Origin of the sequence: Synechococcus sp. A15-28 (genome assembly GCF_014280175.1) — a bacterium.
Lineage (GTDB): Bacteria > Cyanobacteriota > Cyanobacteriia > PCC-6307 > Cyanobiaceae > Parasynechococcus.
The window spans coordinates 2,049,834-2,068,069 of the sequence record NZ_CP047931.1; the positions used below are offsets into that span (position 1 = coordinate 2,049,834).

Here is an 18,236-nt window from a genome sequence, read left to right on the forward strand (position 1 = left end):
AGAAAGTTGCCTTTAGGTGAACGGGACGGGGGTCAGACCTTTTATCTGTGGCGAGAAGAACAAAACGCCCCAGGCGTCATGACGGCCACGGCACCCTCCAAGGAAACAATCCTCGTGGTCGATGACGAGGCCTCGATCCGGCGGATTCTTGAAACCCGTCTGTCGATGATCGGGTACAACGTCGTCACAGCCTGCGACAGTACGGAAGCTCTCGAGCTGTTCGAAAACACCGCTCCGGATCTGGTGGTTCTCGACGTGATGATGCCGAAGCTGGATGGCTACGGCGTCTGCCAGGAGCTGCGCAAGGAATCGGATGTGCCGATCGTGATGCTGACGGCCCTCGGCGATGTGGCGGACCGCATCACCGGGCTTGAGCTCGGTGCCGATGACTACGTCGTCAAACCCTTCAGCCCCAAGGAACTGGAAGCGCGCATCCGTTGTGTGCTGCGCCGGGTGGAGAAGGAGCAGGTTGCTGGCATCCCCAACTCAGGGGTGATTCAGGTCTCGGATCTCCGCATCGACACCAACAAGCGACAAGTGTTCCGGGCCGACGAACGGATCCGCCTCACGGGGATGGAGTTCAGCCTGTTGGAACTGCTGGTGAGTCGCTCCGGCGAGCCCTTCAATCGCGGCGAGATCCTCAAGGAAGTCTGGGGCTACACCCCGGAACGTCACGTGGACACCCGCGTGGTGGATGTTCATATCTCGCGGCTTCGTTCCAAACTGGAGGACGATCCCGCGAACCCCGAGCTGATCCTGACGGCTCGCGGCACCGGTTATCTGTTCCAGCGCATCATCGACTCCGTTGCCTCCGAAGGACCCTGATTCCGCCCGGACCCCAGAGTCCAGGAGCAAGAGCAGCCGACCCCGGGCGATCCGTCGCCTGGTGATCTGGTATCGGCGTAACGCTGCGGTCACCTCACTGGTGGACACAGCCACCAGCTCCGCCTCAGCAGCGGGGAGCGTGGCCAACTCCATGCTGCAGCCACTGGTCTTCGACCCCCTGCGCTGGCTTCAGGGCAACACAGACGACGAGGAGATCAACGACGCCGACCGGCTCTGGGTTGCGGTGGATGGCATGGGCGGAGACCATGCCCCCGGCCCGATCCTGGAGGGCTGTCTGGAGGCCATCGATCGCCTGCCTCTGAAAATCCGCTTTGTCGGTGAAACCGACAAGGTGCTGGCAGAGGCGGACGCCCTGGGCCTGCATCAGCGACTGGAACGTGCCCAGGCAGCCGATCATCTCGATCTGGTGGCCAGCGGACCGTCCATCGGCATGGACGATGAAGCCACCGCCGTGCGACGCAAACGCGACGCCAGCATCAACCTGGCGATGGATCTGGTGAAAAAGGGTCAGGCCCTGGCCGTTTACTCAGCCGGCAACTCCGGCGCAATGATGGCCTCGGCGATTTTCCGGCTCGGCCGGCTGAAGGGAATCGACCGACCTGCCATCGGTGCCCTGTTCCCCACCAAAGACCCTGGCAAGCCGGTGCTGGTGCTGGATGTGGGCGCCAACATGGATTGCAAACCGGTGTATCTGCACCAGTTCGCCCTGCTGGGCAACATCTACAGCCGGGATGTGCTCCAGGTGAAGCAACCGCGGATCGGGCTTCTGAACATCGGTGAGGAGGAGTGCAAGGGCAACGATCTGGCCCTCAAAACCCATGAGCTGCTGCGTAATGAGGCTCGCCTGCGCTTCACCGGCAACTGTGAGGGCAGAGATGTGCTCTCCGGTGAATTCGATGTCGTCGTCTGCGACGGTTTCACCGGCAACGTCCTGCTGAAATTCCTGGAATCAGTGGGCAGCGTGCTGTTGGGGGTGCTGCGGGCCGAATTGCCCCGTGGCCGGAGGGGCAAGGTGGGATCAGCCTTCCTGCGCAGCAACCTGCGCCGGATCAAGAAACGGCTGGACCACGCCGAACATGGCGGTGCACTGCTGCTGGGGGTCAACGGCGTGGCGGTAATCGGCCATGGCAGCAGCAAGGCCCTATCGGTGGTGAGTGCCCTGCGCATCGCCCATTCCGCCGCCAGCCATGGCGTGATGGAGGACCTTGCCGCGCTGCAGAGCGGCTGTGATTGACTGACGCCACGCGTATTCACCCCGCTTTGGTCGAGCAGTTCCACAGGACCGGCGGTGTGGTGTTCCGAGGCAGTGGCAGCGCCACCCCTCAGCGCTCCATCAGCAACACCGAGCTGGGGCAACGGGTGGAAACCAGCGATGACTGGATCCGCAGTCGCACAGGAATCGCAGCCCGACGGGTCATCGGGGCGGACGAAAGTCTGAGCGAACTCAACGCACGAGCGGCGGAACGCGCTCTGGCCATGGCGGGATGGTCGGCGGAGACCCTGGATCTGATCCTGCTGGCCACCTCCACACCCGACGATCTGTTCGGCTCTGCACCGCGGCTGCAGGCCCGCATCGGGGCCGTCAACGCAGCAGCCTTCGATCTCACCGCCGCCTGCAGCGGTTTTCTGTTCGCTGTCGTCACCGCAGCCCAGTACCTGCGCAGTGGGGCGATGCAACGGATCCTGGTGGTGGGGGCCGACCAGCTCAGCCGCTGGGTCGACTGGGACGACCGTCGGTCCTGCGTGCTGTTCGGAGATGCCGCCGGCGCCGTGGTGATGGAAGCCTCGAAGGAGCAGGACGACCTCCAGGGGTTCCTGCTGCGCTCCGATGGAGGCCGTGGTGCGGTGTTGCAGCTGCCCCAGAGCAGCGAACGAGCTCCTCTGGTGGGCGATGCCAGCCATCAAAGGGGCGGCTTTGAGCCAATTCAGATGAACGGCCAGGAGGTCTACAAGTTCGCTGTGCGCGAGGTGCCGGCGATCCTGGAGACGCTGCTCCAGAAAACAGAGACCCACCCGGATTCCCTCGACTGGCTGTTGTTGCACCAGGCCAACCAACGCATCCTCGATGCCGTGGCGGAGCGCTTCTCGATTCCGAACGAGAAAGTCCTGAGCAACCTGGCCCACTACGGCAACACCTCAGCCGCCACCATCCCTCTGATGCTGGATGAAGCGGTGCGGGATGGACGCATCCAAGCGGGACATCGCATCGCCAGCAGCGGCTTCGGTGCGGGACTGAGCTGGGGTGCAGCCCTGCTGCACTGGAGCGGGCCCGCGTAATCTCCCCGCACAACGGTGCGGACACGTCATGGCGATCGCCTGGGTTTTTCCCGGCCAGGGCTCACAGAAAGTGGGCATGGCGGATCCCGTGCTCAGCCTCAACGGCGCCAGCCAGCGCTTCGCCATGGCGTCCGAATTGCTGGGCCGTGACCTCCTGGCGATCTGCCAGGGCAACAGCGGCGGCGGCAGCGGCCCCGACGACCTCAACGACACCCGCAACACCCAACCGGCCCTGTTTGTGGTGGAGTCCCTGCTGGTGGACAACCTGATCGAACAGGGGCGCGACGCCGCCCTGGTGGCTGGCCACAGCCTTGGGGAACTGGTGGCTCTCTATGCCGCTGGTGTGTTTGATCTGGAGACGGGGCTCAAGCTGATGCAGACCCGATCCGAGCTGATGGCGGCCGCCGGTGGCGGCGCGATGACCGCCGTGATCGGCTTCGACCGCAGCCAGCTCGAAGCGCTGGTGAACGACACCGAAGGGGTGAGCATCGCCAACGACAACAGCGACGCCCAGGTGGTGATCTCGGGGCAGCCTGATGCGGTGCAGACCGTGAGCACCAACCTCAAGTGCAAACGCGCCATCCCTCTGGCGGTGTCCGGGGCCTTTCACTCCCCCTTCATGGCCGAGGCGGCTGAAGCCTTCGCCAGCACGCTGGATGGCGTCAGCTTCCAGGATGCTCGGATCCCGGTGCTGAGCAACAGCGATCCCACCGGCTGCACCGAGGCAGCCAGCCTCAAGCAACGGTTGAAACAACAGATGACCACCGGCGTCCGCTGGCGGGAGACCATGGCCTCCATGGCGGAAGGTGGCATCGACACCTTGGTGGAGATCGGGCCGGGGAACGTGCTCAGCGGCCTGGCCAAACGCAGCATGACCGGCGTGACCACGGCACAGATCGCCAGTTCGGGCGATCTCGGCCAGTGAGCAGCGCACCACTGGCTCTAGCTCCAAAACCCAGCCTCGCTTACCGCCTGGTGAGTGGGTTGCTGGTGTTTCCACTCTTCCGGGGACTGTTTCGGGGCTCCACCCGCGGCCTGCAGCACGTGCCGAAGCAGGGGGCATTGGTGGTGGTGTCCAACCACGGCTCCCATTTGGATCCCCCGCTGCTCGGTCACGCCCTGGGGCGGCCGGTGGCGTTCATGGCCAAGGCGGAACTGTTCGCCGTACCGCTGCTGGGGGCTGTGATCCGCGCCTGTGGCGCCTATCCGGTCCGTCGGGGTGCCAGTGACCGAGAAGCCATCCGCACGGCCACAGCACGCTTGATGGAGGGTTGGGCTACGGGGGTGTTTCTGGATGGCACCCGCCAGCCGGACGGTCGCGTCAATGCTCCACAACCTGGAGCCGCGCTGCTGGCTGCCCGCAGCGGAGCACCTCTGCTGCCGGTGGCGATCCTCAACAGCCATCGCGCCCTTGGAACCGGCCAGGTTCTGCCCCGGTTGGTTCCTCTTCAACTGCGGGTGGGTGAGCCCGTGCCGGCTCCGGCGAGTCGCCGTCGCGCCGACCTCGATGCCACCACAGCCCTTCTTCAGGAGCGGATCAACGCTCTGTTGGAGCAGGATCCGCAGTATCCCTGAGGTCCCGGCCGGTCACCACCCAGCCCACGGCACGTAGCCAGTCTCTCCAACGCCTGACGGCACCCTCGTCACGGCAATTTGGTTCACACGCCACCGGCACGCCCGTGATCTGAATGCCACGGCTGCCGGCCACCACCTGGCCCACAGCAAGGGAGCGTTGCAGATGATCGGCGCTCGTCACGACGACAACATGGCGGACGCCCTGGGACGCCAGGTCATCCACGACGGACGTGAAATTGCTCAAGGTGTCGCGGGCCCTGTAATCCAGCTGCACTTGATCGGTCGTCAGCCCTTCCTCCTGAACCAACCAGCTGGCGTATTCAGGATTGCTGCCGCCACTCACCAGCAATGGCAGATCCAGTTGCCGTGCCAGCCGCGCCCCCACCCGTTCGCGATCGACATCTCCTCCCAACACCAGCACCAGCTCAGGCGGTGTGGTGTCCAGCAAAGCCCGGCGGTAGGGCGCCAGGGGCCCTTGAGCCACCAGCCACGTCAGCAATCCTGCGCTGAGCAGAACACCCGCCCGGATCCCGGCCATCAGACCGGCCCCACCGGAGAGGTCGGGTAGATGGGGAGGACGGGTTGCCAGGGGAGCGACTCATCCCGCTGAAGGGACCGCTGGAGGCGCCCCAGCAACGCCGCCACGTCGACGTCCACATCCACCTCTGCCTCGACGGCAGGACTCACCTGCTGATCCGCCTCCAGTAAACGCGGAGCCTGCAGCTCCTCCACCACAGCGTCCCTCACGCGGTACTGCCCGGCGACCACCCCCCGGCGAAGCAGCGGCTTGGTGATCCAGAACGGCTGCTCATCGGTCGCCAGACGCTGGGCCATCAGGGCGAAGCTGCTCACACCCAGCAATGGACAGCCAAGCTGCTGGGCCAGGGTGCGTGCCATCACTACCGAAAGGCGCGTGCCGGTGAATCCCCCTGGTCCGGTGGCCACAGCCAGTCCTTTGAACTCACGCCAGCGGCCATGGGGCACCAGGCTCGCGACCCGCTCAATCAGGCTGTTGGAAAGGCCTCGACCGTCATCGAACCCCATCACCCGCGGGCGGCCCTGGTCGACCAGGGGATCCTGAACTGCCACGCCGAAACGTTCGGTGCAGCTGTGCAGCGCCAGCAGCAGAGGGGAATCAGTCATCACTGCGGGACGGCTTCTCCAGGGCGCAGTCGGCTCCAGCGTCCGGGGTCGGACGCAAAGCTGGAGCAGGCCCGAACATCCCATTCAATGCCCGCACCACCACCGGGCAGATCCATGACGGAGACATGAATTCTCGGGGAGCGGGGCTCAAAATCCGGAACCTCGCTGAGGTGATCCACCCCATGCTGACGCTCAACTGCGTGATAGGCCTGGCAGCGGTCGACCCAGCGGCAATCCACACAGATGCACATGCCCTCCGAACCTGCGGCTGACTCCATTTTGGAGCGCCTGGCACCCCAGCGCTGGCCCCTGCCGCTGGATCGACTCCCAAAGGAGACAGCCCTGGTGGGGGGAGCTGTTCGTGATGCATTGCTGGATCGACTCAAGCCACAACCCGATCTCGATCTTGTGGTCCCAAGCGGTGCCCTCGCCCTGACGCGAAGCCTGGCCAAGGGCCTCGGAGGCAGATGCGTGGTGCTGGACGAGGAGCGGGATATGGCTCGCCTGGTGCTGGGGGAATGGACCGTGGACATCGCCCGGCGGGATGGCCCGACCCTCGAGGCGGATCTGGAACGACGGGACTACCGCCTCAACGCCATCGCCCTGCCGTTGCACAGGCCTGAGCAACTGATCGATCCCACCGGCGGTCTGGAGGACCTGCAACAGCGACGGCTGACGGCCGTGCGCGAATCCAACCTCACCGACGATCCGCTGCGGCTGTTGCGGGGCCTGCGGTTGATGGCTGAGATCCCCCTCACCCTCGACTCCATCACCGCCGACTGGATGGAGCGCCACCGGCAACAACTGGTCCGTGCCGCACCGGAACGGATCCTGGCGGAACTGCAGAAACTGGTGGCAGGTCCGCTGGCCGATCAGGCCCTTGTGCAGCTCACTCGGCTCAAGCTGGTCGAACCCTGGTCAGCGGGTCAGCCCCTGCCGACGGCGCACCACGCAGCTCAGCTCACAGCCGACGAACGGGAGCGGGCCTTGCCCCTGGCCCGCCTGACCGCCCTCATCAGTGACCAGGGGCTGGAGCAGCTGAAGGCCAGTCGAGCCCTGCGCCAGCGGTGCCGGCGACTGCGCCAGTGGCAGCACCAGCTGCCGCCGGATCCCGCAACGCTTGCCGAAGCGCAGCGGGTGCAACTGCATCTGGATCTCGATCGGGATCTACCCGCACTGGCCCTTCAGCTCGACCCAACCCGTCAGAGCAGCTGGCTGCAGCGCTGGCGCGACCCTAAGGACCCGCTGTTCCATCCGGCCACCCCTGTGGATGGATCCACGCTGCAGCGCGAATTCAACCTCGCTCCAGGCCCCGGGATCGGGGCACTGCTGATGCATCTGCGTCAGGAAAGGGCTTTTGGACGCCTGATTGGCCGCGACGATGCACTCGAGGAAGCGCACCGTTGGATCAAACGAAATCGGGACGCACTGTGATTAACTTTGCAGGTGTCAACGATGACGGTCCGACACCGACGATTCGCATTTCCCTTCCTTCATGAGCATCCGCCTGTACATCGGCAACCTGCCGCAGACCTTTGACGAACAGGAGCTGGCTGCTCTGCTTAAGAGTGTTGGAGAGGGAATCCGGTTCAAGTCAGTTCTCGACCGCGAAACCGGCGCATCACGCGGTTTCGGCTTCGCCAATGTCGACGACGAAAAAGTGGCCGATGCTGTGATCGAACAGCTGAACGGCAAGGAGTTCGGCGGCAGCGCCCTTCGCGTCGAGCGCTCTGAGCGCCGTGAGAACGGCGGTGGTAATCGCCGTGGCCCCAACGGTGGCGGCAATGGTCAGCCCCAGGTGGCACGCAAGGCCGTCAACAAGGTCGTGCACAGTGACGCCCCTGGAGAGGGTGCTCCTGACCCCCGTTGGGCCGGCGAGTTGTCCAAACTGAAGGATCTTCTTGCCAACCAGAAAACAGCTGTCTGACAGGTCCCGACCTGAAAATCAAACGCTTGCATCTACCCCGGAGAGTGCCATCTCCGGGGTTTTTTGATGGGCCGATCAGCGTGCCTGGGCCAGAACGAAAGAGCGCGGCAGATCCAGCAGCTTGCTGATCTTGCCCACATAGGCACGGTTGTTGAACACGTCGTAATCAACCCGTTCAATGGCATCGAGGATGCCTCTGTACAGCCGAAGCGACGTCCATACAGGCCAGCGCGCGTCGCGGGAGAGCCAGCGCACACCCGCTTCTGATCGCGCGAACCAGTCCCTGGCCCGCTGCAGTTGGAATTGCATCAGCTCAGACCAGGCGCTGTTGAGCCGTCCGGCCATCAGATCCTCTTCCGAGTAACCGAAGCGCTCGAGATCCTCGAGCGGCAGATAAATGCGTCCCCGGCCTCGGTCTTCTCCCACATCGCGAAGGATGTTGGTGAGCTGATTGGCGATGCCGAGAGCCACCGCCGCATCGGAGGTGTCCGGCCGGTCACTCCATGGGGCTGAGGTATAGGCACCATCAACCCCCATCACCCCCTGGGTCATCAGGCCGACGGTTCCAGCAACCCGATAGCAGTACAGCTTGAGATCCTCGAAGCGTGGATAACGCGTCCAGGTCAGATCCATCCTCTGCCCCTCAATCATATCGAGGTAGGGCTGAATGTCCTGGGGAAAGCGCTCGAGGGTGTGCACCATCACGGCGTCGAGATCATCCTCGATCGTGCCCTTGAACAGCGCTCGCGTTTTGTCCTCCCAGCGATCCAGACGCTCTGCCAGTTCCTCAACGGGTCTGGCTTGGGCCTCAGGGCTGTCCATCAGCTCGTCGGTGCGGCGGCACCAGACATAGATGGCCCAGATGGCACGACGCTTCTCCTGGGGCAGCAGAAGCGTCCCCAGGTAAAAGGTCTTGGCCCACTCGGCGGTCTCGCGACGGCAGGCCTCAAAGGCTGCGTCGAGATCCGGGGCTGCGAGGGGCATGACTCAGGCCGCGACCGGCTCGCTGACAGAGGTCGATGATGCCAGCTGATCCTGCTTGCGGTCCACAGCACCGGCACAGAGCTTGCCGCTGAGCACCGCCCCTTCCATGGAAGCCAGGTAGCGCTGCATCGTGTAGTCGCCGGCCAGGAAGAAGTTCTTGATCGGCGTGGTCTGGTCTGGACGCAGCTGCTGGCAGCCCGGGGTGGTCTTGTAGACCGACAGCGGTGTCTTCACGACCTTGTACTTGAGCAGCGTGGCAGGGTTGTCGCCACCGAAGTGCATCGGGAAGAGCTTTTGGAGTTCACCCATGGTGGCTTCGATGATTTCCTCATCCGGCCGGCCGATCCAGTCCTTGGCCGGGGCAAACACCAGCTCCAGCATCGACTTGTCGGGGTCTTCGTACTCCTTGCAGGTGATGCTCATGTCGGCATAGACGCTGAGCAGAGGGGAGCGGCTGAACAACAGGTGGTCGATGTCGGTGAGCTTGCGGTCAAACCAGAGGTGGAGGTTGATCACGGGAACACCGCGCAGCCCGTCCAGCTTTTTGAACACCGGCATCTGCTTCCAGGGCTCCGGCAACAACAGCTTGAACGGATCCACAGGCAGCGCACTCACGTAGGCATCGGCGGTGAGGTCAAAGCTGTCCTTGCCCTTCACACCACCGATGTGGAAGGCGGCCACTGAGCCGTCGTCATTGAGCTTGATCTCCCGCAGCGGACTGTCGAGATGCACCTCTCCGCCAAGACTCTCGACGTACTCAACCACCGGCTGACACAGACGTTCCGGCGGTGCACCATCGAGGAAGGCCATCTTGGAGCCGTTCTTCTCCTGCAGGAAACGGTTCAGAGCGGTCAGCACCACCGTGGCTGAAATTTCATCAGGATCGATGAAGTTCAGAGCCTTGCTCATCGCCAAGAACACTTCATCGTTGACCCGTTCGGGAATGTTGTGGACCCGCAGCCACTCGGTCCAGGAATACTTGTCGCACTCTTCGACGTAGCCCTGGCCCCGGAGCATGGCGGGGACCAGTCCCAGGCCGAAACTGATCTTCTCAGGCCAGCTCAGCATGTCGTTGTTGCCCAGGATCGCGGCAACACCATTCACGGGTGCCGGCAGATCGGGGAAGTCGAAACGGCTGTAGGTGCCAGGTTCGTCCTGCTGGTTGAAGATCATCGAATGGCTCTTCCACTGCAGCCGGTCTTCGATGTTCAGCTCCTTGAACAGCTGCAGCATGTTCGGGTAGGCGCCGAAGAAGATGTGCAGGCCGGTCTCGTACCAGTCACCGTCCTCGTCCTTCCAGGCCGCCACCTTGCCGCCGAGCACGTCACGGGCTTCCACCACGATGGGGGTATGGCCTGCATCAGCCAGGTACTTGGCGCAGGACAGACCCGCAAGACCGGCTCCGGCAATAGCGACGCGCATGCGGATAGTGAAAAGATGAAACCAACCTTAAAAGGGCCCGATCCCCTTTCGCTTCTTAGAGTCCCTGCACGACCGCAGTGCGCGCCATGGCTGACACCCTGCTGAAATGCACCACCCGCCATGTGCGCCTGTTCACGGCTCGGGTGGAGAACGACGATCTTGTTCCTTCCGGGGATGAATTGACCCTGGATCTCGATCCGGACAACGAGTTCCTCTGGCCCGACGCTGTGGTCACCAAGGTGCAACAGCGCTTTCAGCAACTGGTGGAAGCCGGCGCCGGTGGCGAACTCAGTGATTACAGCCTCAGGCGGATCGGAACAGACCTTGAGGGCTACATCCGCCAGCTGCTGCAGGCCGGAGAACTCAGCTACAACCCAGATGGGAGGGTTCAGAACTTCTCCATGGGCCTGCCCCGCACACCAGATCTGCTGTGAGCCGTTCCCGCTATGACAGACCCGAGCGCTACGAGCGCCCCGACCGCTACGACAGGTCTGAGCGACGGGGTGGTGGCTATGGACGCCCTCCGGGCCCTCCTCAAGGCAATGAGGGCCAGGGTGGATTTCAATTCAGCACGCTCACAGCGGCTGTTCTGGCCGGGGTCCTGATTGTGGGCATCGGCATCGGCAGCGCCGTCACCAGCACCACCCAGGGCGACCAGGGCAACATCGCGAGCTCTCAGCAGCTGGACATGGCGGTGCCCGACCCCGAGTTCTGCCGTCAGTGGGGGGCCAGCGCCTTCGTGATGGACATCGAGATGTACACAACCCTCAACCCCTCCAGCAGCTTCGTCACCCAGCCCACGCTTCAGCCCGGCTGTGTGATTCGACGGGAAAACTGGAGTGTGTTGCGCAAGGAAGGGGCCATCACCGCGAACCAGGAACGCGAGTGCAAGCAGCGGATGAACACCTTTGCCTACATCGGCTCGGTGCGCGACAAACCTGTGGTGCGCTGCGTTTACCAGACCGACATCAGCGAAAACAAGTTCCTCACCCGTGGTATCGCTGATGACGCAGCCGGCGTCACGCCGGAAGCCGATCAGTTCTGATCGATCAGCTTTGGAGCGGTAAGGGCTGAGACGGCTTGGCTTGCCGCAACGGGCTGTCGGCACTGGCGAACACCGGCAGCACGTCCTGCCGGAAGGCCGCTGAAGCGCGGGAGCTGTAACGGGCGGGGTGGGTGATCAACTTCAGTTGCCGCCGCACCTGCAGATCCGCCACCACCGGTCGGTGAATCGTTCCAGCCGCCAGCTCCCGTTCAATCGAGACCACAGGCACAAAGGCCGCACCAAGACCGGCCTGAACAGCGTTCTTGATCGCTTCCAGGGAGTTCAGTTCCATCTCAAAGCGCAGCCGCTGCACGTCCAATCCGGATCGAGCCAGCAGCTGGTCCACCATCTTGCGGGTGGTGGATTGGGCATCAAGGCATACAAAGCCAAGCCTGTACAGGTCTTCCTTAGTGAGTTCCGCCAGGCGGGCCAGGGGATGCTTCACCGGTAACACCAGGGCCAACTCGTCGCTGGCGTAGGGCACCACCTGGAGCAGGTCGTTGAGCTCAGGCGGCAGTTCACCCCCGATGATCGCCAGATCGATCTGGCCATTGGCCACGCTCCAGCCCGTCCGGCGGGTGCTGTGAACCTGAAGCTGCACAGCGACATCCGGATACTTCTGCCGGAACAGGCCGATCATTCTTGGCATCAGGTAAGTGCCAGTGGTCTGGCTTGCCCCGACGATCAGGGAGCCGCCCTTGAGATTGTGCAGATCATCGAGAGCCCGGCAGGCCTCATGGCACTGGCTCAGGATCCTGTCGCAGTAGCTGAGCAACAGGTGCCCGGCCTCCGTCAGCTGAGCCTTGCGCCCACCACGATCAAACAACGACACCTCAAGCTGCTTCTCCAGGTTCTGGATCTGCAAACTGACGGCCGGCTGGGTGACGTACAGGCTGTCTGCCGCTTTCTTGAAGCTTCCTTCGCTGACGATGGCGCGAAGAATGCGCAGCTGATCCAGCGTGAAGGGCAGATCGGCCACCGCGCTCGATGCGGACGAAACTGTAATCTAGGTCTGCCCCGGCCGACATCCAGAATCATGGCGCAATCTCCAGGGGCCGATGGCCATTTCCCACCACAGCAGCATCGTGATGCTGATCCTGCTGGTGCTGTTTGCCGTGATCCACAGCGGTGGTGCCTCCCTGCGGCAACGCGCTGAAGCCAGGATTGGTGCGAGGGCCTGGCGCCTGCTGTTCGCCGCCGCGAGCATCCCCTCCGCCGTCGTTGTGATCGGCTGGTTCCTGGCCCACCGCTACGACGGCATCCGTCTCTGGAACCTGCAGGGGGTGCCTGGAATGGGGCCCCTGGTGTGGATCGGCACCGCCATCAGTTTTCTTTTCCTCTACCCGGCCACTTACAACCTGCTGGAGATTCCGGCCGTCCTGAAACCCCAGGTGCGGCTCTACGCCACGGGAATCATCCGCATCTCGCGCCACCCCCAGGCCATCGGTCAGATCCTCTGGTGCCTCACCCATGCCCTGTGGATCGGCAGCAGCTTCATGCTGGTGACCTGCTTCGGCCTGGTCGCCCATCACCTGTTTGCGGTCTGGCACGGAGACCGACGCCTGAAGGAACGGTTTGGCGAGGCTTTTGACGACCTGAAAGCCACCACATCCGTACTGCCGTTTAAAGCCGTGATCGATGGCCGGCAACAGTTGGATTGGCGTGAATTTCTCCGACCCGCCCAAGTGGGCATTGCCATCGCAGTGGGCGTTTTCTGGTGGGCACACCGCTTCATCCCCACTGCTGCGGGGATGGTGCGCAACTCAGCACTCGAGAGTCTGCTGAGCTGAACTGCCTACACTCCAATCAACCTGTTGAAAGCGGATGCCTTCGGCCGCGGAACTTGCCTGGTTGATCCCGGTGCTCCCCCTCGCGGGAGCCGTGATCACCGGCCTTGGCCTGATCAGTTTCAACCGCACCATCAACCGGTTGCGCAAGCCGGTGGCGCTGTTGCTGATCAGCTGCGTCGGCGCAGCAGCGGTGCTGAGCTACGCCATCCTCGCCGGGCAACTGGCCGGTGCTCCCCCCGTCGAGAGCCTGTTCGTCTGGGCCAGTGCCGGAAGTTTCGTGTTGCCGATGGGTTTCGTGGTGGACCCCCTGGCCGCCGTGATGCTCTCCCTGGTGACCACCATCGCTCTGCTGGTGATGGTGTATTCCCATGGCTACATGGCCCATGACAAGGGCTACGTCCGCTTTTTCACTTACCTGGCCCTGTTCAGCAGCTCGATGCTGGGCCTGATCATCAGCCCGAATCTCCTCGAAATCTACGTGTTCTGGGAGCTGGTGGGCATGTGTTCCTACCTGCTGGTGGGCTTCTGGTACGACCGCGATGGAGCAGCTCACGCTGCCCAGAAAGCTTTTGTGGTGAACCGCGTGGGCGACTTCGGTTTGTTGCTGGGCATCCTCGGATTGTTCTGGGCCACCGGCAGCTTCGATTTCCAGGGCATTGCCGATGGTTTGCGTGATGGCCTGAGCTCAGGCGCCATTGCACCGTGGGCCGCACTCCTGCTCTGCCTGCTGGTGTTCCTCGGCCCCATGGCCAAGTCGGCCCAGTTCCCCCTTCACGTGTGGCTGCCGGATGCGATGGAGGGCCCCACCCCGATTTCCGCGCTGATTCACGCCGCCACGATGGTCGCCGCCGGGGTGTTCCTGGTGGCCCGTCTCGACCCTCTCTACAGCCAGTTCCCGCTCGTTCAGACCGTGATCGCTGTGGTCGGCACGATCACCTGTTTCCTGGGCGCATCCATTGCCCTCACGCAGATGGACCTGAAGAAAGGTCTGGCCTACAGCACGGTGTCCCAGCTCGGCTACATGATGCTGGCCATGGGCTGCGGGGCCCCCGTAGCGGGACTGTTCCACCTGGTCACCCACGCCTTCTTCAAGGCGATGCTGTTCTTGGGATCCGGTTCGGTGATCCATGCCATGGAGGAGGTCGTGGGCCACGAACCGGTGCTCGCCCAGGACATGCGACTGATGGGTGGTCTGCGCCAGAAAATGCCGGTCACGGCCATCACCTTCTTCATCGGCTGTATCGCCATCAGCGGCATCCCCCCACTGGCGGGCTTCTGGAGCAAGGATGAAATTTTGGGCCAGGCCTTCAACAGCTTCCCCGTCCTCTGGTTGGTGGGCTTCCTCACCGCGGGGATGACCGCCTTCTACATGTTCCGCCTCTACTTCCTCACCTTCGAAGGGGAGTTCCGCGGCAACGACGCGGCCATGCAGGCTCAGCTGCTGACGGCAGCCGGCAAGGATCCTGGCGACCATCACCCCCATAGCGGCAGCGTCCATGAATCCGCCTGGCCCATGGCTGCCCCTCTGGCGGTCCTGGCGGTGCCTTCCGTCCTGGTGGGCCTGCTGGGCACTCCCTGGAACAGTCGCTTCGCTGGCTTGCTCAATCCCGAGGAAGCCGTGGAAATGGCGGAACAGTTCAGCTGGAGTGAGTTCCTGCCTCTGGCAGGAGCCTCGGTGGCCATCTCCGTTGTGGGAATCACCCTGGCTGTTCTGGCCTACGCCCTGCACCGCATTGACCTCGGCCAGCTCGTGGCGGGCCGTTTCCCCAGCATCAACGCCTTCCTGGCCAACAAGTGGTACCTCGATGCCATCAACGAGAAGCTGTTCGTGCGCGGCAGCCGCAAGCTGGCTCGGGAAGTGCTGGAGGTCGACGCCAAGGTCGTGGATGGCGTGGTGAACCTCACCGGCCTGCTCACCCTCGGTAGCGGCGAAGGTCTGAAATATCTGGAGACAGGTCGGGCTCAGTTCTATGCCCTGATCGTGTTCGCTGGAGTGATCGGTCTGGTGGTGCTGTTCGGCGTCATCGGCGGACCAACCGCCTGAGCATCCTCTGGCTCATGTGTGTCATCGCCTATCGAGGTGATGACAGTTGGGCTGTGATTTCTACGATCCAGCCAGTGGTGTTCGGGACAGATCGTGATCGAATTCGCAGTCGCCGGGGCAAGTGATCCCGTAGCGGCGACCGTGCCCTGGCTGAGCCTGTCCATCCTGGTTCCCATTGTCGGCGCCTTGCTGGTGCCGTTCATTCCGGATGCCGGAGATGGCAAACAGGTGCGCTGGTATGCCCTGGGCGTCACCCTGATCACCTTTTTGATCACGGTGAGCGCCTATCTGAATGGCTACGACCCCAGCATCAGTGGACTGCAGTTGAGCGAACGGGTGAGCTGGCTCCCCGACCTCGGGCTCACCTGGGCCGTCGGAGCCGATGGCCTGTCGATGCCGCTGATCCTGTTGACCAGCTTCATCACCAGCCTTGCCTGCCTGGCGGCCTGGCCCGTGAGCTTCAAGCCCCGGCTGTTCTATTTCCTGCTGCTGGCGATGGACGGCGGCCAGATCGCGGTCTTCGCCGTGCAGGACATGCTTCTCTTCTTCCTGGCCTGGGAACTCGAGCTGATCCCGGTGTATCTGCTGTTGGCCATCTGGGGCGGCAAGAAACGCCAGTACGCCGCCACGAAATTCATCCTCTACACCGCCGGCAGCTCTCTGTTCATCCTGCTGGCAGCCCTGGCCATGGGCTTCTTTGGCGGGGGAACCCCCAGCTTCGAGTACACAGCCCTGGCGGCAAAGGACTTCGGCAGTGGCTTCCAATTGCTCTGCTACGCAGGTCTGCTGATCGCCTTCGGCGTCAAACTGCCGATCGTGCCGCTGCACACCTGGCTTCCGGATGCCCACGGAGAAGCCACAGCCCCTGTGCACATGCTGCTGGCGGGCATTCTGCTGAAGATGGGGGGCTATGCCCTGCTGCGGTTCAACTGCGAACTGCTGCCAGCCGCCCACGCCCAGTTCGCTCCGCTCCTCATCGTTCTCGGCGTAGTGAACATCATCTACGCCGCGCTCACCTCCTTCGCCCAGCGCAACCTCAAGCGCAAGATCGCCTACAGCTCCATCAGCCACATGGGCTTTGTGCTGATTGGCGTCGGCAGCTTCAGTACTCTGGGCACCAGCGGAGCCATGCTGCAGATGATCAGCCATGGACTGATCGGAGCGAGTCTGTTCTTCCTCGTGGGGGCCACCTACGACCGCACCCACACCCTGCAGCTCGACGAAATGGGGGGTGTGGGCCAGAAGATGAGAATCATGTTTGCGCTCTGGACCGTATGCGCCCTGGCGTCACTGGCCCTGCCGGGCATGAGCGGCTTCGTCAGCGAACTGATGGTGTTTGCCGGCTTCGCCACCGATGAGGCTTACACCCTCCCCTTCCGGGTGGTGATCTGCGCCCTCGCCGCCGTCGGGGTGGTCCTCACACCGATCTATCTGCTGTCCATGCTGCGGGAGATTTTCTTCGGCAAGGAGAAGCAGGAGCTGAGCTCCCACACCAATCTTGTGGATGCTGAGCCGCGGGAGGTGTACATCATCGGCTGCCTGTTGGTGCCGATCATTGGCATCGGCCTCTACCCCAGGCTGATGACCGACAGCTACAGCCGATCGATCGAAGCCCTGGTGGGACGTGATCTCGGCGCCATGGAACGGATCAAGCAACCCACAGCACCTCTGATCCGCGGTCAGGCGGCACCGGTGCCGGCGGTGCTCAACGCGCCATCGGTTCCTGCCGCGTAAACAAGTGTCGAGGTCTGCTGCAGATCGCGCTGAAGTCCGTAAGTTCTGATCGCATTCGGCCCCTCCCATGCGCCAGATCAACTTCGGCCTGATCTTCGGCTTCGGACTGATCACGGTGTTCTTCACCCTGGAGAACACCACCGCCACCACCGTCCATGTCTTGCCCGGAATGGATTACACCCTGCCGCTGGCAGGCCTGCTGCTGCTGGTGGCAGGCCTTGGCGCAGCCTCGGCTTGGTTTTTTGCCGCCTGGACGGGAATGCTGAACAACGTGGAACGGTTCAGCCAGGCCAGCGAAGTTGAAGCCCAGCAGGTGCGCATCCAGGAACTCGAAACGGACCTCAACCGCTACCGTTCGACGGTGGAGACCCAGCTCGGCCTGCTGCCGGCCACCACGGTGAGCAGCAGCGCTGGAGCTGACGACAGCAGCGACGCCACCTGATCCCAGTCTCTTAATGGCATCTGAGCCGAAGGACCGATACCTTCAGCCCAGTCGGGATTCCATGGTGCCCCAGGTGGCCACCCACGATGGTGCCGATGCGGGCGCCCGCCTGGCCATCCGCCTGTTGCAGGATGCCGCGGAGCGTGGGGAGCTCGACCCCTGGGATGTGGATGTGATCGCCGTCGTGGACGGCTTTCTGGATCAACTCCGCCAGAGGATCGAGGTGCCACGGCAGGTGGCAGCGGTCCTCGATGGTCGCGGCGGCAGCTACGAGCGGGACCTGGCGGACAGCAGCGAGGCCTTCCTGGCCGCATCCGTGCTGGTGGGTTTGAAAGCCGAGGTGCTTGAGGCAAGCATCCTGCCGCCGCCGGTGGAGGTGGAGGAGCACATCGACGCCGCGTTCGATGAACAAGGCTGGCTGGACGAAAGCTTTGACCTGCCGCGCCGGCCGGAGCGGCACCTCCAGCGACGCCCCGTTGCCCCGCCGCCGCTGCGGAGGCCGGTGACCCTGGGCGAGCTGATCGAACAACTGGAATCCATCGCCGAACATCTGGAAGCCGATGAGCTGGAGGCGCGCCGCCGGCAGCGGCGGCGGCGCTTCAGCGACCGTGAAGCGATTGCCCAGGTGGCAGGACTGGCCCATCGGGAGAAACTGCCCGAAACCACTGCAGCCCTTGGGGTTTATCTCAACGGCTGGGAGGACGCCCTGGCCTGGATCGACTTTGAACGGCTCGTGCAGCGCTGGAACAGCGTGGCGCCGGGAGATCTCGACACCGATCGGGTGGGTGTTTTCTGGGCCCTGCTGTTTCTGTCCTCCCAGGGGGCGGTGGAGCTGGAGCAGGAGGGTTGGCTGCATGCCCCTCTGCGGCTGAAACGCATCCCGGCCAGCGGCAGCTTCACCCAGTTGCCGATCACCAGGCTTGAGGTGCCAGATCCCCTGCCGACCCGAACCACGCAGGCAGCTTGAGGAGCGGTTTAACCTTCACCATCCTGTGATGTCAGAAACG

At 63.4% G+C, this 18,236-nt stretch carries 20 protein-coding genes; 14 read left to right on the forward strand and 6 right to left on the reverse strand.

Translation table 11 applies throughout. The annotated features are described in order from the left end of the window. Positions 1-78: 78 nt before the first annotated feature. From rpaB to SynA1528_RS11690, 5 genes are read left to right on the forward strand one after another with little or no spacing between them, the layout of a single operon-like run. A complete protein-coding gene (rpaB, locus tag SynA1528_RS11670) occupies positions 79-825 on the forward strand; it encodes a response regulator transcription factor RpaB (protein WP_186586881.1) in 747 nt (248 codons plus the stop codon). After that, a complete protein-coding gene (gene plsX / locus SynA1528_RS11675; protein ID WP_186586882.1) occupies positions 806-2,080 on the forward strand; it encodes a phosphate acyltransferase PlsX in 1,275 nt (424 codons plus the stop codon). The genes rpaB and plsX overlap by 20 nt, the downstream gene beginning before the upstream one ends. Next, complete coding sequence (locus SynA1528_RS11680; RefSeq protein WP_502707710.1) at positions 2,077-3,123, forward strand: beta-ketoacyl-ACP synthase III; 1,047 nt, start codon at positions 2,077-2,079, stop codon at positions 3,121-3,123. The genes plsX and SynA1528_RS11680 overlap by 4 nt, the downstream gene beginning before the upstream one ends. Positions 3,124-3,151: 28 nt before the next feature. After that, positions 3,152-4,048 carry an ACP S-malonyltransferase gene (gene fabD / locus SynA1528_RS11685; RefSeq protein ID WP_186586883.1) on the forward strand — a complete coding sequence of 299 codons (897 nt, stop codon included), beginning with the start codon at positions 3,152-3,154 and terminating at the stop codon, positions 4,046-4,048. Beyond that, entirely contained in the window at positions 4,045-4,698 is a 654-nt protein-coding gene (locus SynA1528_RS11690; protein WP_186586884.1) for a lysophospholipid acyltransferase family protein, read from the forward strand. Before fabD ends, SynA1528_RS11690 begins: the two co-directional genes overlap by 4 nt. Here SynA1528_RS11690 and SynA1528_RS11695 read toward each other — a convergent pair. From SynA1528_RS11695 to SynA1528_RS11705, 3 genes are read right to left on the reverse strand one after another with little or no spacing between them, the layout of a single operon-like run. Then, positions 4,661-5,236: a YdcF family protein gene (locus SynA1528_RS11695; protein WP_186586885.1), complete on the reverse strand. Its 576-nt coding sequence runs from the start codon at positions 5,234-5,236 to the stop codon at positions 4,661-4,663. The two genes, SynA1528_RS11690 and SynA1528_RS11695, sit on opposite strands and share 38 nt — an antisense overlap. Beyond that, positions 5,236-5,841 carry a tRNA (adenosine(37)-N6)-threonylcarbamoyltransferase complex dimerization subunit type 1 TsaB gene (gene tsaB / locus SynA1528_RS11700; protein WP_186586886.1) on the reverse strand — a complete coding sequence of 202 codons (606 nt, stop codon included), beginning with the start codon at positions 5,839-5,841 and terminating at the stop codon, positions 5,236-5,238. The genes SynA1528_RS11695 and tsaB overlap by 1 nt, the downstream gene beginning before the upstream one ends. Then, on the reverse strand, positions 5,841-6,092 hold the full coding sequence (locus tag SynA1528_RS11705; protein WP_186586887.1) for a Ycf34 family protein: 252 nt from the start codon (positions 6,090-6,092) through the stop codon (positions 5,841-5,843). The genes tsaB and SynA1528_RS11705 overlap by 1 nt, the downstream gene beginning before the upstream one ends. Between SynA1528_RS11705 and SynA1528_RS11710 the strand changes: the two genes are divergently transcribed. After that, positions 6,091-7,275 (forward strand): tRNA nucleotidyltransferase/poly(A) polymerase-related protein, encoded by a 1,185-nt coding sequence (locus SynA1528_RS11710; RefSeq protein ID WP_353616620.1) that lies wholly within the window; start codon positions 6,091-6,093, stop codon positions 7,273-7,275. The genes SynA1528_RS11705 and SynA1528_RS11710 overlap by 2 nt on opposite strands. A gap of 61 nt (positions 7,276-7,336) precedes the next feature. After that, on the forward strand, positions 7,337-7,768 hold the full coding sequence (locus SynA1528_RS11715; protein WP_186586889.1) for an RNA recognition motif domain-containing protein: 432 nt from the start codon (positions 7,337-7,339) through the stop codon (positions 7,766-7,768). A 75-nt stretch (positions 7,769-7,843) separates the two neighbouring features. Here the strand turns inward: SynA1528_RS11715 and SynA1528_RS11720 are convergent, their stop codons facing one another. Together SynA1528_RS11720 and pds are read right to left on the reverse strand one after the other, a co-directional pair. Then, on the reverse strand, positions 7,844-8,752 hold the full coding sequence (locus tag SynA1528_RS11720; protein ID WP_186586890.1) for a phytoene synthase: 909 nt from the start codon (positions 8,750-8,752) through the stop codon (positions 7,844-7,846). A 3-nt stretch (positions 8,753-8,755) separates the two neighbouring features. Then, entirely contained in the window at positions 8,756-10,174 is a 1,419-nt protein-coding gene (gene pds / locus SynA1528_RS11725; protein ID WP_186586891.1) for a 15-cis-phytoene desaturase, read from the reverse strand. Between the two features lie 86 nt (positions 10,175-10,260). Between pds and SynA1528_RS11730 the strand changes: the two genes are divergently transcribed. Together SynA1528_RS11730 and SynA1528_RS11735 are read left to right on the forward strand one after the other, a co-directional pair. After that, on the forward strand, positions 10,261-10,608 hold the full coding sequence (locus tag SynA1528_RS11730; RefSeq protein WP_186586892.1) for an NAD(P)H-quinone oxidoreductase subunit M: 348 nt from the start codon (positions 10,261-10,263) through the stop codon (positions 10,606-10,608). Continuing rightward, entirely contained in the window at positions 10,605-11,219 is a 615-nt protein-coding gene (locus SynA1528_RS11735; RefSeq protein ID WP_186586893.1) for a DUF3172 domain-containing protein, read from the forward strand. The genes SynA1528_RS11730 and SynA1528_RS11735 overlap by 4 nt, the downstream gene beginning before the upstream one ends. Before the next feature lie 4 nt (positions 11,220-11,223). Here the strand turns inward: SynA1528_RS11735 and SynA1528_RS11740 are convergent, their stop codons facing one another. Further along, positions 11,224-12,198: a LysR family transcriptional regulator gene (locus SynA1528_RS11740; protein WP_186586894.1), complete on the reverse strand. Its 975-nt coding sequence runs from the start codon at positions 12,196-12,198 to the stop codon at positions 11,224-11,226. A gap of 79 nt (positions 12,199-12,277) precedes the next feature. Here SynA1528_RS11740 and SynA1528_RS11745 point away from each other — a divergent pair, with 79 nt between their 5' ends. The 5 genes from SynA1528_RS11745 (at position 12,278) to SynA1528_RS11765 (ending at position 18,196) form a co-directional block, all read left to right on the forward strand. Further along, the gene (locus tag SynA1528_RS11745) at positions 12,278-13,009 is read left to right on the forward strand and encodes an NnrU family protein (protein WP_186586895.1); all 732 of its coding nucleotides are present in this window, start codon (positions 12,278-12,280) and stop codon (positions 13,007-13,009) included. A gap of 34 nt (positions 13,010-13,043) precedes the next feature. Beyond that, positions 13,044-15,053, forward strand: a complete 2,010-nt coding sequence (locus SynA1528_RS11750) for an NAD(P)H-quinone oxidoreductase subunit 5 (protein WP_186586896.1) — start codon at positions 13,044-13,046, stop codon at positions 15,051-15,053. 93 nt (positions 15,054-15,146) lie between these two features. After that, positions 15,147-16,787 carry an NAD(P)H-quinone oxidoreductase subunit 4 gene (locus tag SynA1528_RS11755; RefSeq protein ID WP_186586897.1) on the forward strand — a complete coding sequence of 547 codons (1,641 nt, stop codon included), beginning with the start codon at positions 15,147-15,149 and terminating at the stop codon, positions 16,785-16,787. Between the two features lie 67 nt (positions 16,788-16,854). Then, positions 16,855-17,229, forward strand: a complete 375-nt coding sequence (locus SynA1528_RS11760; RefSeq protein ID WP_186586898.1) for a lipopolysaccharide assembly protein LapA domain-containing protein — start codon at positions 16,855-16,857, stop codon at positions 17,227-17,229. Between the two features lie 61 nt (positions 17,230-17,290). Next, entirely contained in the window at positions 17,291-18,196 is a 906-nt protein-coding gene (locus tag SynA1528_RS11765) for a segregation/condensation protein A (protein WP_186588461.1), read from the forward strand. Positions 18,197-18,236: the final 40 nt, after the last annotated feature.

Excerpts from the sequence above, each read along its gene's own strand:
- SynA1528_RS11730 (WP_186586892.1), top strand. The coding sequence starts at position 10,261 with ATGGCTGACACCCTGCTGAAATGCACCACCCGCCATGTGCGCCTGTTC.
- SynA1528_RS11745 (WP_186586895.1), top strand. The coding sequence starts at position 12,278 with ATGGCCATTTCCCACCACAGCAGCATCGTGATGCTGATCCTGCTGGTG.
- SynA1528_RS11760 (WP_186586898.1), top strand. The coding sequence starts at position 16,855 with ATGCGCCAGATCAACTTCGGCCTGATCTTCGGCTTCGGACTGATCACG.
- SynA1528_RS11705 (WP_186586887.1), bottom strand. The coding sequence starts at position 6,092 with ATGTGCATCTGTGTGGATTGCCGCTGGGTCGACCGCTGCCAGGCCTAT.
- rpaB (WP_186586881.1), top strand. The coding sequence starts at position 79 with ATGACGGCCACGGCACCCTCCAAGGAAACAATCCTCGTGGTCGATGAC.
- SynA1528_RS11695 (WP_186586885.1), bottom strand. The coding sequence starts at position 5,236 with ATGGCCGGGATCCGGGCGGGTGTTCTGCTCAGCGCAGGATTGCTGACG.
- SynA1528_RS11750 (WP_186586896.1), top strand. The coding sequence starts at position 13,044 with ATGCCTTCGGCCGCGGAACTTGCCTGGTTGATCCCGGTGCTCCCCCTC.
- fabD (WP_186586883.1), top strand. The coding sequence starts at position 3,152 with ATGGCGATCGCCTGGGTTTTTCCCGGCCAGGGCTCACAGAAAGTGGGC.
- SynA1528_RS11710 (WP_353616620.1), top strand. The coding sequence starts at position 6,091 with ATGCCCTCCGAACCTGCGGCTGACTCCATTTTGGAGCGCCTGGCACCC.
- SynA1528_RS11715 (WP_186586889.1), top strand. The coding sequence starts at position 7,337 with ATGAGCATCCGCCTGTACATCGGCAACCTGCCGCAGACCTTTGACGAA.
- SynA1528_RS11765 (WP_186588461.1), top strand. The coding sequence starts at position 17,291 with ATGGTGCCCCAGGTGGCCACCCACGATGGTGCCGATGCGGGCGCCCGC.
- tsaB (WP_186586886.1), bottom strand. The coding sequence starts at position 5,841 with ATGACTGATTCCCCTCTGCTGCTGGCGCTGCACAGCTGCACCGAACGT.
- pds (WP_186586891.1), bottom strand. The coding sequence starts at position 10,174 with ATGCGCGTCGCTATTGCCGGAGCCGGTCTTGCGGGTCTGTCCTGCGCC.
- SynA1528_RS11720 (WP_186586890.1), bottom strand. The coding sequence starts at position 8,752 with ATGCCCCTCGCAGCCCCGGATCTCGACGCAGCCTTTGAGGCCTGCCGT.